Raw genomic sequence first — 15147 nt, 5'->3', positions numbered from 1 at the left:
ACGGTCGAAAGCAGCGAGTTCAATCATGACCAAAAACGAATATCAAACTGACATCCATGAATTGATCCAAAAAAGACCCCCACCAACCAGAAAACTGGTCGACAGAGAAAAAAATTGGCATTTGACAAGTGCACGCTGTTGAGTTCTCAAAGATCGGACGCACCCGCTTTCCGGCTTCTCAGCCATCTCCGCGGGGCAACTTCTCTATCTTACACACCCCGGCCCGCCTGTCAAACCAGCTCGGCGAGGCACAAGACCCCACCACAGCCGCCGACCAGACGACACACAGAAGTGGAAGAAACCCATCCTAAACCGGAACCGGCCCACTCACCAGGAGCAGAACAGATGGGGTGGTTCGCTGCTTGAGGGGAGCCAGACCTTCCGGCCTTCCGCTCTACCCTTTGGGGCGAACAACAAGAACATTACGCCGAACCCACCCCCACGTCGAATCCACCCCACATCCCGGGCGTGTCGCACCCCCACAACCCCGCAAACACGCGGAACCAGCCCCCAACCCGCGCGCTAGCGTTGAGGCATGAGCGAAGAACGATGGGTGTGGGGCGTGGGCCTCGCCACGACTGCCGAAGACGGAACCGTGCTCGACACGTGGTTCCCCTCCCCCGCTGCCGGACGGATCCCGTTGGGCTATGACCCCCAGATGCCTCCGGACGAACTGGACCGCCTCGCGGTCGCCGACCCTCGCCGTTCGGTCACCGTCGACGTCGTCGCGATCGAGGCCGACCTCGATGCCGCGCCGACGTCGACGCCCGACGCCTACCTGCGGCTGCACGCGCTCTCGCACCTGCTGGTCCGCCCCAACGAGGTGAACCTCGACGGCGTCTTCGCTCACCTGCCCAACGTGGCGTGGACCAACGCCGGCCCCATGCACCCCGACGCCCTGACGCGACTGCGTCCCTTCCTCGCGCGCGAGGGCATCCAGGTGCAGGGGCTCGACAAGTTCCCGCGCCTGCTGGATTACGTCACGCCGCCCGGCGTCCGCATCGCCGACGCATCCCGCGTGCGCCTCGGCGCCCACCTGTCCCCCGGCACCACCGTCATGCACGAGGGCTTCGTGAACTTCAACGCCGGGACCCTTGGCCAGAGCATGGTCGAGGGCCGCATCTCGCAGGGCGTGGTCGTCGGCCACGGCAGCGACATCGGCGGTGGCGCGTCGATCATGGGCACACTGTCGGGCGGCGGCACCCACAAGGTGTCGGTCGGAGCACGCACACTGCTCGGAGCGAACGCCGGCATCGGCATCTCGCTCGGCGACGACTGCGTCGTCGAAGCCGGCCTCTACGTGACCGCCGGCACCAAGGTGGTCCTCGCCGACGAGCCGCGGCGCGCCGACGGGACGCTCCCCACCGCGAAGGGCGCGGACCTCTCCGGCAGCGCGGGACTGCTGTTCCGCCGCAACTCGCTCACCGGAGCGGTCGAAGCCGTGCGCCGCGCAGGCGTCGGCGTCACGCTCAACGAGGCGCTCCACGCCTGAGCTCCGCCACGAGACCGCTTCGTCGACCACGACGGGGCGGTCTCGCTCGTTTCCGGGGCCGATCCGCCGCGACGCGCATCCGGGCCCGACGGGTCAGCGGCGGATCGCGTTGATCGCGAGGTTCAGCACGCGCTGTCGCTGCGCCTCATCGTCGAACGAGGCGACGGCTGCGACTCCTGACACGAGCTTCACCACATCGCCGATGGAGATGTCCGGGTCGACGACCCCGGCGGCCTGGGCTCGCTCGAGCAGCGGCTCGCCCGCGGCGAGCATGATCGTGCGGCACTCCGCCAGCACGGGTGAGCGGCGGTTGAGCCCGTCGAGGAGGGCGTGCTTGGTGCCCACGTACGACACGAAGCGGTCGAGCCAGGCGCGCAGCGCCTCCCACGGTTCGAGACCGGCGACCTCGTCGGCCGCGCTCGCGAGAGCGTCGACCTCGCCGAGGTACAGCGTCTCGATGAGGTCGTCGCGCGTCGGGAAGTTGCGGTAGAGGGTCCCGATCCCGACGCCCGCGCGGCGGGCGATGTCTTCGAGCGAGGCCGCGGACCCCTCTTCGGCGAAGGCCGCCCGTCCGGCGGCGACGAGCGCGTCGAAATTCCGCGCGGCGTCGGCCCGTTGCGGACGACGCGCATCCAGTGCGGAGATCCGCTCGACGACCGCCATGACCGCACCCTCCCGATGTGCCCGAGCCGCGCCTTCCGGCGTCGGCGAGATCTCCGGTTGCGAAACGGAGGAACCCTCCGCTAATCTCAAAACGGAGGCATCCTCCGTTCGGAGACCTCCCTCCACTTTATCCCGCATTCATCGGATCCGCACCCATCGGAAGGCCCGTCGATGCCCACTGTCCCGTTCACACCTCGCGCAGCGTTCGCGGCGATCGCCCTGAGCGTCGCGTCGCTGGCACTGCTCCAGAACCTCGTCATCCCCGTCATCCCCCTCATCGCCGCGGACTTCGGTGTGACGGCGGATGCGGCATCGTGGACCAACACGTCCTGGCTGATCGCGGCCGCCGTGGCCACACCGCTGCTCGGACGCATCGGCGATCTGCGAGGGCGCCGCAACACCTTCCTCGCGGTGCTCGCGGTCGTCGCCATCGGCGACGTGATCGCCTCGTTCGCTCCGAACCTCGAGGTGCTGATCCTCGCCCGCGTGCTGCAGGGGGTCGGCGGCGCGCTCTTCCCGCTCGCGTTCGGCCTGCTGCGCGACGTCATGCCCCGGCACCAGCTCACCGGCGCGATCGGCGCCACGAGCGCCATCATCGGCATCGGCGGCGCCGCGGGCAGCGTCCTCGCGGGTCCCCTCGCCGAGCTGCTCGGCTGGCACGGCATCTTCGCCGTCCCGTTCGTGGCCGCCGCCGCCGGCATCGTGCTCACGTTCATGCTCGTGCCGCCCGCCGGCCTGCGCGCCGTCGGACGCGTGAACGTCCTGTCGGCCGTGCTCCTGTCGGGCTGGCTCATTGCCCTGCTGGTTCCGCTCAGCTCCGGTGCGCGGTGGGGCTGGGCCTCGCCGCTCACGCTCGGCCTCTTCGCCGCCGCCGTGCTGCTGATGGCGGGATGGGTGATCTTCGAGCTCCGGTCGGCCGAGCCGCTCGTGGACCTCCGGCTCATGGCCTCGAGGGCGATCTGGCCCGTGAACGCCGCGGCACTCCTCATCGGCGCCGCCGCCTTCGGCTTCTGGGGGTACCTGCCTCAGTTCCTCGAGACGCCGGCGAGTTCGGGCTGGGGGCTCGGCCTCGGCGTCCAGGCCGCCGGGCTGGCGCTGCTCCCGCTCCTCATCGGCATGTCGGGCGTCGGGTTCGCGACGGGCGCCATCGCCCGCGTCATCCCGCTGCGGCTCATGATGTCGCTCGGCGCACTGCTGATGGCGGGCGGTGTGGTGTTCGCGGTGCTCGACCACGAGACCCTCGTCACCCTGGCCATCGCGGGCGGCGTGTTCGGACTGGGCATCGGCCTGGCCTACGCATCCACGGCGAGCATCATCGTCGAGAGCGTGCCGGCCGACCGCACCGGCATCGCGACCGGCGTCAACGCCAATCTGCGCACCATCGGCTCGGCGATCGGCTCCGCTTTCACGACCGCGGTCGTGTTCGGCGCGGTCGAGCCCGGCGGCGCCCCCGCGCTCGACGGCTACGCCGTCGCCTGGCTCACCCTCGCGGCCGGCGCGGTCGTCGCGGCGGTCCTGGTGCTGACCGTGCGGCCCCGACGAGGGACGGATGCTGCGGCACCCGGTCCGCTCGAAGACGCGGACGAGCCCACGGCCTTCGCCGAGGCGCGATGACGGCGCCTGCGTCCGCCGACGGCCGATGAGACACCGGATGCCGCGCTCCCACTCAGGGGCGCGGCATCCGTCGATCGTTCCGGATCAGGACAGACCGGGGTAGCTGCGCTCAGCCGCGCCGATGTAGAGCTGCTGCGGGCGGCCGATCTTGGTCTGCGGGTCGCTCGCGGCCTCGCGCCACTGCGCGAGCCAGCCGGGCAGCCGCCCGATGGCGAACAGCACGGTGAACATGCGGGTGGGGAAGCCCATCGCCTTGTAGATCACGCCGGTGTAGAAGTCGACGTTCGGGTACAGGCGGCGGTCCTGGAAGTAGGCGTCGTTGAGCGCGATCTCTTCGAGCTCCTTGGCGAGATCGAGCAGCGGGTCGCTCACGCCGAGGGCCGACAGCACCTCGTCGGCAGACTCCTTGACGAGCTTCGCGCGCGGGTCGTAGTTCTTGTACACCCGGTGCCCGAAGCCCATGAGCTTCACGCCGTCTTCCTTGTTCTTGACCCGCTCGACGAAGCGCTGCACGCTCTCGCCGGAGTCGCGGATGCGCGCCAGCATGTCGAGCACGGCCTCGTTCGCCCCGCCGTGCAGCGGACCGTAGAGCGCGTTGATGCCCGCCGAGATCGACGAGAACTGGTTCGCACCGGTCGAGCCGACGAGGCGCACCGTCGAGGTCGACGCGTTCTGCTCGTGGTCCTCGTGGAGGATGAGCAGTCGCTCGAGCGCGCGCGACATGACGGGGTCGACCTGGTAGACCTCCGACAGCACGCCGAAGTTGAGCTTGAGGAAGTTGTCGACGAACCCGAGCGAGTTGTCGGGGTACAGGAACGCCTGACCGATGCTCTTCTTGTGCGCATACGCTGCGATCACGGGCAGCTTCGCGAGCATGCGGATCGTGTTCAGCTCGACGTGCTCGGGGTTGTTGGGGTCGGACTGGTGCTCGTAGTACGTCGAGAGCGCCGAGACCGCCGACGACAGCACCGACATCGGGTGAGCCGTGTGCGGCAGAGCCGAGAAGAAGCGCTTGAGGTCCTCGTGCAGCAGCGTGTGCCGGCGGATCTTCTCGTCGAACTCTGCCAGCTCGTCGGCGCTCGGCAGCTCGCCGTAGATGAGCAGCCACGCGACCTCGAGGTACGTGCTGTTCTTCGCGAGCTGCTCGATCGGGTAGCCGCGGTAGCGCAGCACGCCCTGGTCGCCGTCGATGTAGGTGATCGCGGACTTGGTCGCCGCAGTGTTCACGAAGCCGTAGTCGAGCGCCGTGTAGCCGGTCTGGCGGGTAAGGGTGGAGAGGTCCACGCTCGGCGTCCCGTCGGTGCCCCGCAGCAGCGGGAACTCGGCGGTGCTGTCACCGATCGTGAGGGTGGCCTTCTCCTGCTGGGTGCCCGCTTCGCTCACGGCGCCTCCTCGCGATTTCTGGTCGTACCGGGGGTGTCGTCCGGTCCTGTGCGACGCCGTGGGCGCACTGCAGCAGAACGGAGGGGCGGGACGGGGGATGCCGCGTCACCGCGTTCTTACAGCCTAGTGCGCTGCTGCGCATACTGTTGACACGGCCAAAGGCCCGCAGCATCCGATGGAGGAATCCTCAGATCGACAATTCTGATGCCGCACGGAGTCGGTCGGCCGCCGCGGCGATGCGCTCGTCGGTCGCCGTGAGCGACAGCCGGATGTGCTGCGGGAAGTGGGTGCCGTAGAAGTGCCCGGGGCCGGCGAGGATGCCGAGGTCGGCGAGGCGTCCGAGGCTCTCCCACGCGTCGCGTCCTTCTGTGGCCCACAGGTACAGCCCCGCCTCGCTCGCGTCGATGCGGAAACCGGCCGCCTCGACAGCCGGACGCAGCACCTCGCGGCGGCGCCGGTACAGCTCCTTCTGCGCAGCGACGTGGGCGTCGTCTTCGAGCGCGGCCGTCATCGCCGCCTGGACGGGCAGCGGGAGCATGAGGCCGAGGTGCTTGCGCGCCGTCAGCAGGCGCGCCACGACCGACGGATCGCCGGCGAGGAACGCGGCGCGGTAGCCCGCGAGATTCGACTGCTTGCTCAGCGAGTACACCGAGAGCACGCCGCTCAGGTCGCCTCCGGTCACGCGCGGGTCCAGCGCCGAGGGCACCGGTTCGGCGTCCCACGGGGCATCCCATCCGAGCTCCGCGTAGCATTCGTCGGACGCCAGCACGGCACCCAGACCGCGGGCACGCTCGACCGCGGCGCGCAGGGCGCCGACGTCGAGCACGCGGCCGTCGGGATTGCCCGGAGAGTTCACCCACACGAGACGCGTGCCCTCGGGCCACTCCGCCGGGTCATCGGCGGCGACGGGGGTCGCACCCACCAGGCGCGCGCCCACCTCGTAGGTGGGATAGGCCGCGCGGGGGTGCACGACGACGTCACCGGGGCCGAGGCCGAGCAGCAGCGGAAGAAGCGCCACGAGCTCCTTCGACCCGACCGTCGGAAGCACGTTCTCGGGGGTCAGCCCGGTGACGCCGCGGCGCCGGTCGTACCAGCGCGCGATCGCCGCGCGCAACGACGGGGTGCCGACGGTCTGCGGGTACGCGTGCGCGTCGGTCGCGGCGCGGAGCGCGTCGGCGACGACCGCGGGCGTGGGGTCGACGGGCGACCCGATGGACAGGTCGACGAGGCCGTCCGGATGGGAGCGCGCCCGCGCGGCGTACGGCGCGACGGCATCCCAGGGGTAGTCGGCGAGGTCGGCGACCCCCACGTCAGTGTTCCTGGGGCGGAAGCGCCTCGATGATCGGGTGATCCTTGTGGATGACGCCCACCTTGGCCGCGCCGCCCGGGGAGCCGATGTCGTCGAAGAACTCGACGTTGGCCTTGTAGTAGTCCTGCCACTCGTCGGGCAGGTCGTCCTCGTAGTAGATCGCCTCGACAGGACAGACCGGCTCGCACGCGCCGCAGTCGACGCACTCGTCGGGGTGGATGTACAGCGATCGGTCGCCCTCGTAGATGCAGTCCACGGGACACTCGTCGATGCAGGCGCGGTCCTTGACGTCCACGCAGGGAAGGGCGATCACGTACGTCACGGGCCCAGTCTACTTCGGAGCGGGGTCGACCCCGCGCCCCGGGCGCAGCCGCGACGTCCGCCGGCGTTCCGCCGCGCGACGCGCGGGCTCACTCGGGCGTGGCGACCCGATCCGGCCAGGCCACCGCGAACGCCACCAGGATCGGCACCGCGAACGTCCAGACGACGGCGAGCCCGGTCTGGGGCACCACCACCGAGCCGCCGGGGCCGCTGCCCGAGAACACGAGGGTCGAGATCAGCATGCCGGCACCTGTCGCGAGGGTCGCCCAGCGGTCGGAGGTGAGCAGCCGCACCGCGAGGAGCAGAGCGCCCGAGCCGATCACGGCCAGCACGAGTCCGAGCGGGAACCAGCCGATCGAGTAGGCGTGCGCGACGGTTCCGGCCACCCCGTAGACCAGGCCCACCAGCAGGGCGATGATCCAGCTGCCGATGCGGGCCGGGACGGAGGGGCGCATGACTCGATCGTACCGACAGGCCCCCGTCGACCGCTGCCGGCGGACGACGGCCTACGCCGCCCAGCCCCAGAGCCGCAGCAGCGCGGCCACGAGCGCGGCGGCGATGACCACGACGAGGAACGGCGCACGCAGCAGCAGGAGCCCGGCGGCCACGAGCACCGCCGGAACCCGCGCGTCGACGACGACGGCCTGCCCGGCGCCGAGGGTCTGCACCGCGACGAGCGCGGCGAGGAGGGCCACCGTGAGGAGGTCGGCGATGCGCATGGGGGTGGGCGCCTCGACCCACTTCGCCGGGATGAGGTAGCCGACGGTCTTCAGCGCGACGCACACGATCGAGGCCACGAGGATGGCGGTCCACATGGTCACGGCAGCCCCTCCCTCTCGGCGACGTCGTCGGGCTCGGCGGCCACGCTCTCGCTCCTGCCCAGCCAGTTCGTCCAGCCCACGACGATCGCCACGACCGCCGCGATGATCACCGGGAGGCCGGGCATGAGGACGGGGGTGAGCACCGTCGCGACGACGGCCGCGGCCACGCCCACCACGATGGGCTGCCGGGTGCGCAGACGCGGCCACAGCAACGCCAGGAAGGCCGCGGCCGCTGCGGCGTCGAGCCCGTACGCCCGCACGTCGCCGAGCACGTCTCCCAGCAGTGCACCGGCGAGCGTCGACAGGTTCCAGCCGATGTAGATCCCGATGCCCGTCACCCAGAAGCCGAGCGTCCGCGCGTGCGGCGAACGCTGCGCGAGGGAGACGGCCGTCGACTCGTCGATCGTGAACTGTGCGGCGGCGGCACGGCGCCAGAACCCCGCGCCGATCACCGGAGACATCCGGATGCCGTAGGCGACGTTGCGCACGCCGAGCAGTGCCGACGACGCGATGGCCGCCGGCACGGCGGCCAGTCCCCCGGCGCCGACGATCCCCACGAAGGCGAATTGAGACCCGCCGGTGAACATCACCAGGCTCAGGACGCACGTCTGCCAGATGTCGAGACCGGAAGCGACGGCGAGGGCCCCGAACGAGATGCCGTAGGCACTCGTCGCAAGGGCGACGCCCAGCCCCTCGCGCACCGCCCGCCTCCCCTCGCCGGCGCTGTGCGCGTCGTCGAAGTGCGGATCGAGGGTCACCTCGTCATGCTACCGACGGGTCCGACACCGGCCGCCGGTCCGCGTGCGGGTCGGTGGCCCGCCAGGCGGTGCGGCCGCGCACGGGAGAAGGCTCAAGGCCGCAGCATCCGGGGATTGCGCTTTCCATTTCGGCTTGCCATGCTGGCGGTGAACCCGCAGAAAACGCTTCCTCGGCTTCACGATCGCCCCCGCGTCGTCCTCATCACGGATTCTGCACAGGACGAAGGAGTCCCATGCGAACGCCGTCAGCCCTGCCCGAGCGCGCCGCGCCGCCGCGCTCCCGACGACCCCGCCCACTCGCCGTAGTCGCCACCGTAGGCCTGGCCGCGGCGCTCGTGCTGCCCGCCTCGCCGGCGACCGCCGCAGCCGCCGAACCCGGTCCCGCACCGTCCGTCGACCTCGGCCGCGAGGCCATCGCGCCCGGCGACGGCTGGGCGTCGTGGAGCGGCTACACCTACCCCGAGCGCGTGCAGCGCCTGGCCGCGCCGACCACGGGCGGCTCCTCGGCGTCCCCCGCGGACGTGTACGTCGCCGGTACGTGGCAGCAGCTGCGAGACGCCCTCGCCGGCCGGGCCGGCGGATCGCAGAACGATGCGCGCTACAACACCGTGCCGCGCATCGTCTACGTCACGGGCACGCTCGACCCGTGGCTGCGCGCCGACGGCACGCGGACGACCTGCGATGACATCGCCGCCCAGATCACCGTCGCGGGAAGCGGCACGCCATTCTCGATGGACGACTACATCGCCGCGTTCGGACCGGGGATCGACCCCTCCGGACCGCTCGAGGCCGCTCGCGTGGAAGCCGCGGCGCTCCAGGCGCGGCTCACGCTGCAGCACATCGGCTCGAACGTCACCCTCGTGGGCGTCGGCGACGATGCGCGCGTGGTCGGAGCGTCCCTGCGCATCCGCGACGCCTCCAACGTGATCGTGCGCAACCTCACGCTCTCCGATGCGTACGACTGCTTCCCGCAATGGGACGCGAACGACGCCGGCGGCAATTGGAACTCGGCGTACGACAACCTCTCGGTGTGGACGTCGACGAGCGTGTGGATCGACCACAACACGTTCGACGACGGCGACCACCCTGCGGCAAGCCTCGACGCGGTCTACGGGCGCCCGTTCGAAGTGCACGACGGGCTCGTCGACATCACCCACGGCTCCGACCTCGTGACCATGTCGTGGAACTGGCTGCAGCATCACGACAAGACCGACATCATCGGCTCGTCGGACTCGCGCCTGCAGGATCGCGGACAGCACCGCGTCACGCAGCACCACAACCGGTGGACCGACATCGGCCAGCGCGGTCCCCGCGTGCGGTTCGGCGACGTGCACGTCTACAACAACCTCTACGAGCAGACGGATGCCACGACTCAGGCCTCGCACCCGGGCTCCGCGTTCTTCCAGTACTACTGGGGGGCGGGGCGCGAGAGCAGCATCGTCGCCGAGTCGAACGCCGTCGAGCTCGTGGATCCCTCGAGCGTGTCGAGGATCATCGCGGGCTGGGGCGGCACGGAGCTCTCGGCCACCGACACGCTCGTGGACGGCGAGATCGTCGACGTGCTCGCGGCGTACAACGCCGGCGCCGCGACCCCGCTGTCGCCCGCCGTGCGCTGGGATCCCGCGGACGCCTACGCGTACGCGCTGACACCGGTGGGAGAGGTCGCCCAGGCTGTCCGCGCCGGCGCGGGCGCCGGCGTCCTCGCGTCGGGCACGCCGGTCGCCACCGCGGTGCCCGGCGTGTTCTCGCTGTCGCATGACAACGGCTGGGACACGGGCCTCCGCGACGGCCATTACCGCGTGACGGCCGACCTCTGGTGGGGCCAGAACGCGACGGTGGTCAAGCTCTACGAGAACGGCACGCTGCTCGGCGCGCAGTCGGTGGCCGGGGTGTCCCCTGCCGCGCAGCGCGCCACGTTCGACATCGCCGGCCGGACGAACGGCACGTACGTGTACGAGCTCATCGCGCTCAATCCCCACGGCGAGTCGAGATCGCGGAGTCTCGCGGTCACGGTGACGGATGCCGCACCCGCCGTCTCGGCACTGAGCGCCTCGGGTGTCCGGACCGGCGACGTGACCATCACGGCGAACCTGTGGTGGGGCACCAACGCGACCGAGTACGTGCTGTTCCAGGACGGCGTCGAGGTCGACCGTCAGACGCTCACGGCGGCGACTCCCGGCGCCCAGCGCGCGACGACGTCGCTCGGCGCACTCGCTCCCGGCACGTACGAGTTCACCGCGGTGCTCTCCAACGCCGCGGGGTCGACGGCGGCGCGCCCGGTCACCGTGACGGTGAAGGGCTGAGGACAACGGATGCTGCGCCCCTGCGCCCTCGAAGGGCGCGGGGTCGCAGCATCCGTGTCGAGTGCTTACGCGTTGGCGTCCTGGCGCTTGAGGCGCGAGGCGGCGCGGCCGCGCTCGGTGGCGTCGAGGATCACCTTGCGGATGCGCACCTTCTCGGGGGTCACCTCGACGCACTCGTCGTCGCGGGCGAACTCGAGGCTCTCCTCGAGGGAGAGGAGGCGCGGCGGAGTCATGGACTCGAACGCGTCCGCGGTCGAGGACCGCATGTTCGTGAGCTTCTTCTCCTTGGTGATGTTGACGTCCATGTCGTCGGCGCGCGAGTTCTCGCCGACGACCATGCCCTCGTAGACCTCTTCGGTGGGCTGCACGAAGAAGCTCATGCGCTCCTGCAGCGCGATCATCGCGAAAGGGGTGACGACGCCGGAGCGGTCGGCGACGATCGAGCCGTTCTGGCGGGCGACGATGTGGCCCGCCCAGTCGTCGTAGCCGTGCGAGATCGCGTTGGCGATGCCGGTGCCGCGCGTCATCGAGAGGAACTCGGTGCGGAAGCCGATGAGGCCGCGCGAGGGCACGATGAACTCCATGCGCACCCAGCCGGTGCCGTGGTTCACCATCGTCTCCATGCGGCCCTTGCGCGACGCCATCAGCTGCGTGATCGCGCCGAGGTACTCCTCGGGGGCGTCGATGGTGAGGTGCTCGAACGGCTCCTTGACCTTTCCGTCCTCGCCCTTGCGCGTGACGACCTGCGGCTTGCCGACGGTGAGCTCGAAGCCCTCGCGGCGCATGTTCTCGACGAGGATCGCGAGCGCGAGCTCGCCGCGACCCTGCACCTCCCACGCGTCGGGGCGCCCGATGTCGACGACCTTGAGCGAGACGTTGCCGATGAGCTCGCGGTCGAGGCGGTCCTTCACCATGCGGGCGGTGACCTTGTGGCCCTTGACCTTGCCGACGAGCGGCGACGTGTTGGTGCCGATGGTCATCGAGATGGCGGGGTCGTCGACCGTGATCGCAGGAAGCGGGCGCACGTCCTCGGGGTCGGCGATCGTCTCGCCGATCGTGATCTCCTCGATGCCGGCGATCGCGACGATGTCGCCGGGGCCGGCCTCTTCCGCGGGGTAGCGCTCGAGGGCCCGGGTCTTCAGCAGCTCGGTGATGCGGGCGTTCGAGTGCGAGCCGTCGTGACGGACCCACGCGACCGTCTGACCCTTCTTGAGGGTGCCGTTGAAGACGCGCAGCAGCGCGAGGCGGCCGAGGAAGGGGCTCGAGTCCAGGTTCGTCACCCACGCCTGCAGCGGCGCCTCGTCATCGTAGGCCGGCGCCGGGACGTGCTCGAGGATCGCCTCGAACAGCGGCTCGAGGTCGGCGTTGTCGGGAAGCTCGCCGTTGGCGGGACGGGTACGGGATGCTGCGCCCGCGCGTCCGCTCGCGTACACGACGGGCACATCGAGCAGGGCGTCGATGTCGAGGTCGGGCACGTCCTCGTGGAGGTCGGACGCGAGGCCCAGCAGCAGGTCGTGCGCCTCCTCCTCGACCTCGGCGATGCGCGCGTCGGGGCGGTCGGTCTTGTTGACCAGGAGGATGACCGGCAGCTTCGCCTCGAGCGCCTTGCGCAGCACGAAGCGCGTCTGCGGGAGCGGGCCCTCGCTCGCGTCGACGAGCAGCACGACGCCGTCGACCATCGACAGGCCGCGCTCGACCTCGCCGCCGAAGTCGGCGTGGCCGGGGGTGTCGATCACGTTGATCGTGACGGGGACGTCGGTGTGGGCGCCGTTGTAGGTGATCGCGGTGTTCTTCGCGAGGATCGTGATGCCCTTCTCGCGCTCGAGGTCGTTCGAGTCCATCGCGCGCTCCTCGACGTGAGCGTGCTCGCCGAACGAGCCGGTCTGGCGGAGCATCGCGTCGACGAGGGTGGTCTTGCCGTGGTCGACGTGAGCGACGATAGCCACGTTGCGGAGGTCCGGACGGAGGGCGCGCGCCATGAGGGAATCCTTGAAAGAGAATGGGGATGCCGGAATGCCGGCATCCCCATTCTATTGGGCGCTGCTGTGTATCGCCTTTCGGCGGCGGATCAGCCCTCGAGGCCGGCTTCGAGCAGAGCCGCCCGCGCTTCGCGGCGCACGCGCTGCTCCTCGGGGTCGGGCACCGGGATGGCGGCGATGAGGCGGCGCGTGTAGTCCTCCTTGGGCGCGCGCAGGATCTGGCCTGTGGCACCCTGCTCGACGATCTTGCCGTGGTGCATCACGATGATGCGGTCGGCCAGCGAGTCGACGACCGCGAGGTCGTGGCTGATGAAGAGACACGCGAAGCCCATATCGGCCTGCAGCTGACGCAGCAGCTGCAGGACGGTCGCCTGCACCGAGACGTCCAGAGCCGAGGTCGGTTCGTCCGCGATGAGGAGCTTCGGCTGCAGCGAGAGGGCGCGCGCGATGCCGACGCGCTGCTTCTGACCGCCCGACAGCTCGTGCGGGTAGCGGTTGCGGTACGAGCGGGGCAGCTCGACGGCATCCAGCAGCTCCTGCACCTTCACGTCGAGCTCGCGGCCCTTCGCGATGCCTGCCAGCAGCATCGGCTCGCCGATCGACTGGCCGATCGGCAGACGCGGGTTCAGCGACGACGACGGGTCCTGGAAGACGATGCCGACGTCCTTGTGCACCTTGTGCAGGAGGCGCCGGTCGGCCTTCGAGATGTCGTAGCCGACGACCTCCGCCTTGCCGTCGGCGATCGGAAGGAGACCGATGGCGGCGCGGCCGACCGTGGTCTTGCCCGAGCCGGACTCGCCCACGAGACCCGTGACCTCACCCGGATAGATGGTGAAGTTGGCGTGCTCCACGGCGCGGAACGCCGGCACGCGCCCCTTCTTCGGGTAGTCGATCGCCACATCGGCGAAGTCGAGCACCGGGGCGCCGAGGCCCTTGCGGCGCTCCTCGTCCTCACGGGCGGCGACATCGGCGAGGCGGATCACCGATGTGTCGCCGGCGAGGGCAGCCGTGGTGTCGATCGTCTCGCCCTGCGCGTCGCCGATGCGCGGCACCGCCGCCAGCAGCTGCTGCGTGTACGGGTGCGTGGGACGGTTGAACACCGCGTCGACCGTGCCGCGCTCGACGATCTCGCCCTTGCGCATCACCACGATGTCGTCGGCGATGTCGGCCACCACGCCCATGTCGTGCGTGATGATCAGGATCGCCGAGTCCAGGCGGTGCCGAAGATCCCGCATGAGGTCGAGGATCTCCGCCTGCACCGTCACGTCCAGAGCCGTGGTCGGCTCGTCGGCGATGAGCAGCTGCGGGTCGCACGAGATGGACTGCGCGATCATGGCGCGCTGACGCTGACCGCCCGACAGCTGGTGCGGGTACGAGTTGAACGCCTTCAGCGGGTCGGGCAGCTCGACCATGTCGAGCAGCTCGAGAGCGCGCACGCGTGCGGCGCTCGGCGTCATGCCCTGGTGGATGCGCAGCGTCTCGATGATCTGGAACCCGACGGTGAACACCGGGTTCAGCGCGGTCATCGGCTCCTGGAAGATCACGGCGATCTCCCGGCCGCGCACGCGACGCAGGTCGTCCTTGCGGAGGCCGAGGATCTCGCGGCCGCCGAGCTTGACGCTTCCGGTGACGCGCGCGTTCGACGGCAGGAGGCCGAGCATCGCCATGGAGCTCGCGCTCTTGCCCGAACCCGACTCGCCGACGATCGCGAGGGCCTTGCCCGACTCGACGGAGTAGTTCAGCTTCTTCGCCGCCGGCACCCAGAAGTTGTCGACGGCGAAGTCCACGGACAGGCCGCTCACTTCCAGCAGCGCGCCGCTGGGGGAAACGGGAGTGGGGGACGCGTTCATTTCATGGTCCTTGTGGGATCGATTGAGAGAATGAGGGCGTGACCGACCGTGCGATCCGCATCGACTCCCGCTTCAACCGCATTGCTGCCGTCATCGTCTGGAGTCTTGCGGCGCTCGCAGTGATCACCGCCGTATGGAGCTCGGACGCGAAGCTGGCGTGGGTGTACGCCGCCGCCCCGCTGGCCGCCCTTCTCGGATGGATGGCGCTCTGGCGCCCCTGCGTCGTCGTGTCGGATCGCGGAGTGCGCATCGAGAACGTGAGCCACGACGTCGATGTGCCCTGGGAAGCCCTCGTGCACGTCGACACCGCGCGCGCATTGACGCTGCACACGCCGTCCGGCAGCTTCACGGCCTGGTCGGCGCCGGCACCCGGCGTCTTCACCACGATGATGGGCAACGCGAAGGCCCGCCGCGAGGCGAGCGCCGCCGGTGGCGATGCCCGCCCGAGCGATCGCATGGGCACCGACTCCGGCAACGCGGCCCTCGTGGTGCGAGAGACGTGGCGCAGCCGCCTCGACGCCGGTCAGGTGGAGCTCGGCGTGGCCGACGAGACGCCCGTCACCCGCCACTGGCACGTGACGTTCCTGGCCGCGTCGATCGTGCTCGCCGCGGCGTCGGTCGCGCTGATCATCGTCACCGGCTGAGAGCCTGAGG

General features: G+C 70.3%; 13 protein-coding genes. 4 read left to right on the top strand and 9 right to left on the bottom strand.

Annotated elements, in window-relative coordinates; translation table 11 throughout:
• Positions 1 to 535 precede the first annotated feature (535 nt).
• Positions 536 to 1492: a 2,3,4,5-tetrahydropyridine-2,6-dicarboxylate N-succinyltransferase gene (gene dapD / locus ACFQ7C_RS04305; RefSeq protein ID WP_378898264.1), complete on the top strand. Its 957-nt coding sequence runs from the start codon at positions 536 to 538 to the stop codon at positions 1490 to 1492.
• Between the two features lie 93 nt (positions 1493 to 1585).
• On the opposite strand, the gene ACFQ7C_RS04300 is transcribed toward dapD, so the two are convergent.
• Positions 1586 to 2155: a TetR/AcrR family transcriptional regulator gene (locus ACFQ7C_RS04300; protein ID WP_378898263.1), complete on the bottom strand. Its 570-nt coding sequence runs from the start codon at positions 2153 to 2155 to the stop codon at positions 1586 to 1588.
• A gap of 171 nt (positions 2156 to 2326) precedes the next feature.
• Here ACFQ7C_RS04300 and ACFQ7C_RS04295 point away from each other — a divergent pair, with 171 nt between their 5' ends.
• A complete protein-coding gene (locus ACFQ7C_RS04295; RefSeq protein WP_378898262.1) occupies positions 2327 to 3769 on the top strand; it encodes an MFS transporter in 1443 nt (480 codons plus the stop codon).
• A gap of 84 nt (positions 3770 to 3853) precedes the next feature.
• On the opposite strand, the gene ACFQ7C_RS04290 is transcribed toward ACFQ7C_RS04295, so the two are convergent.
• From ACFQ7C_RS04290 to ACFQ7C_RS04265, 6 genes are all read right to left on the bottom strand, one after another.
• Positions 3854 to 5152 (bottom strand): citrate synthase, encoded by a 1299-nt coding sequence (locus tag ACFQ7C_RS04290; RefSeq protein WP_378898261.1) that lies wholly within the window; start codon positions 5150 to 5152, stop codon positions 3854 to 3856.
• 187 nt (positions 5153 to 5339) lie between these two features.
• Positions 5340 to 6461: a succinyldiaminopimelate transaminase gene (gene dapC / locus ACFQ7C_RS04285; protein ID WP_378898260.1), complete on the bottom strand. Its 1122-nt coding sequence runs from the start codon at positions 6459 to 6461 to the stop codon at positions 5340 to 5342.
• A 1-nt stretch (position 6462) separates the two neighbouring features.
• On the bottom strand, positions 6463 to 6783 hold the full coding sequence (gene fdxA / locus ACFQ7C_RS04280; protein WP_018170155.1) for a ferredoxin: 321 nt from the start codon (positions 6781 to 6783) through the stop codon (positions 6463 to 6465).
• 88 nt (positions 6784 to 6871) lie between these two features.
• Positions 6872 to 7237 carry a DUF6113 family protein gene (locus ACFQ7C_RS04275; RefSeq protein WP_378898258.1) on the bottom strand — a complete coding sequence of 122 codons (366 nt, stop codon included), beginning with the start codon at positions 7235 to 7237 and terminating at the stop codon, positions 6872 to 6874.
• Between the two features lie 51 nt (positions 7238 to 7288).
• Positions 7289 to 7603, bottom strand: a complete 315-nt coding sequence (locus tag ACFQ7C_RS04270; protein ID WP_378898256.1) for an AzlD domain-containing protein — start codon at positions 7601 to 7603, stop codon at positions 7289 to 7291.
• Positions 7600 to 8361 carry an AzlC family ABC transporter permease gene (locus ACFQ7C_RS04265; protein ID WP_378898254.1) on the bottom strand — a complete coding sequence of 254 codons (762 nt, stop codon included), beginning with the start codon at positions 8359 to 8361 and terminating at the stop codon, positions 7600 to 7602. Before ACFQ7C_RS04265 ends, ACFQ7C_RS04270 begins: the two co-directional genes overlap by 4 nt.
• Before the next feature lie 233 nt (positions 8362 to 8594).
• Between ACFQ7C_RS04265 and ACFQ7C_RS04260 the strand changes: the two genes are divergently transcribed.
• Complete coding sequence (locus ACFQ7C_RS04260; RefSeq protein ID WP_378898252.1) at positions 8595 to 10664, top strand: hypothetical protein; 2070 nt, start codon at positions 8595 to 8597, stop codon at positions 10662 to 10664.
• A gap of 65 nt (positions 10665 to 10729) precedes the next feature.
• Here ACFQ7C_RS04260 and typA read toward each other — a convergent pair whose 3' ends face one another.
• Both typA and ACFQ7C_RS04250 read right to left on the bottom strand, forming a co-directional pair.
• Positions 10730 to 12643 (bottom strand): translational GTPase TypA, encoded by a 1914-nt coding sequence (typA, locus tag ACFQ7C_RS04255; RefSeq protein ID WP_378898251.1) that lies wholly within the window; start codon positions 12641 to 12643, stop codon positions 10730 to 10732.
• An 89-nt stretch (positions 12644 to 12732) separates the two neighbouring features.
• Positions 12733 to 14493, bottom strand: a complete 1761-nt coding sequence (locus ACFQ7C_RS04250) for an ABC transporter ATP-binding protein (RefSeq protein WP_378898250.1) — start codon at positions 14491 to 14493, stop codon at positions 12733 to 12735.
• Positions 14494 to 14531: 38 nt separating this feature from the next.
• Between ACFQ7C_RS04250 and ACFQ7C_RS04245 the strand changes: the two genes are divergently transcribed.
• Positions 14532 to 15137 (top strand): PH domain-containing protein, encoded by a 606-nt coding sequence (locus tag ACFQ7C_RS04245; RefSeq protein ID WP_378898248.1) that lies wholly within the window; start codon positions 14532 to 14534, stop codon positions 15135 to 15137.
• The last annotated feature ends 10 nt before the right edge of the window (positions 15138 to 15147 follow it).

This window comes from Microbacterium sp. NPDC056569 (assembly GCF_042793475.1).
Classification (GTDB): Bacteria; Actinomycetota; Actinomycetes; order Actinomycetales; family Microbacteriaceae; genus Microbacterium.
Note: the sequence above shows the minus strand (reverse complement) of the source record. Positions and strands in the feature narration are given on the sequence as shown.

What these genes read in the sequence shown, in the direction of transcription:
- ACFQ7C_RS04300 (WP_378898263.1), bottom strand. Translation starts at nt 2,155, where the DNA reads ATGGCGGTCGTCGAGCGGATCTCCGCACTGGATGCGCGTCGTCCGCAA.
- dapD (WP_378898264.1), top strand. Translation starts at nt 536, where the DNA reads ATGAGCGAAGAACGATGGGTGTGGGGCGTGGGCCTCGCCACGACTGCC.
- ACFQ7C_RS04260 (WP_378898252.1), top strand. Translation starts at nt 8,595, where the DNA reads ATGCGAACGCCGTCAGCCCTGCCCGAGCGCGCCGCGCCGCCGCGCTCC.
- ACFQ7C_RS04250 (WP_378898250.1), bottom strand. Translation starts at nt 14,493, where the DNA reads ATGAACGCGTCCCCCACTCCCGTTTCCCCCAGCGGCGCGCTGCTGGAA.
- typA (WP_378898251.1), bottom strand. Translation starts at nt 12,643, where the DNA reads ATGGCGCGCGCCCTCCGTCCGGACCTCCGCAACGTGGCTATCGTCGCT.
- ACFQ7C_RS04275 (WP_378898258.1), bottom strand. Translation starts at nt 7,237, where the DNA reads ATGCGCCCCTCCGTCCCGGCCCGCATCGGCAGCTGGATCATCGCCCTG.
- ACFQ7C_RS04295 (WP_378898262.1), top strand. Translation starts at nt 2,327, where the DNA reads ATGCCCACTGTCCCGTTCACACCTCGCGCAGCGTTCGCGGCGATCGCC.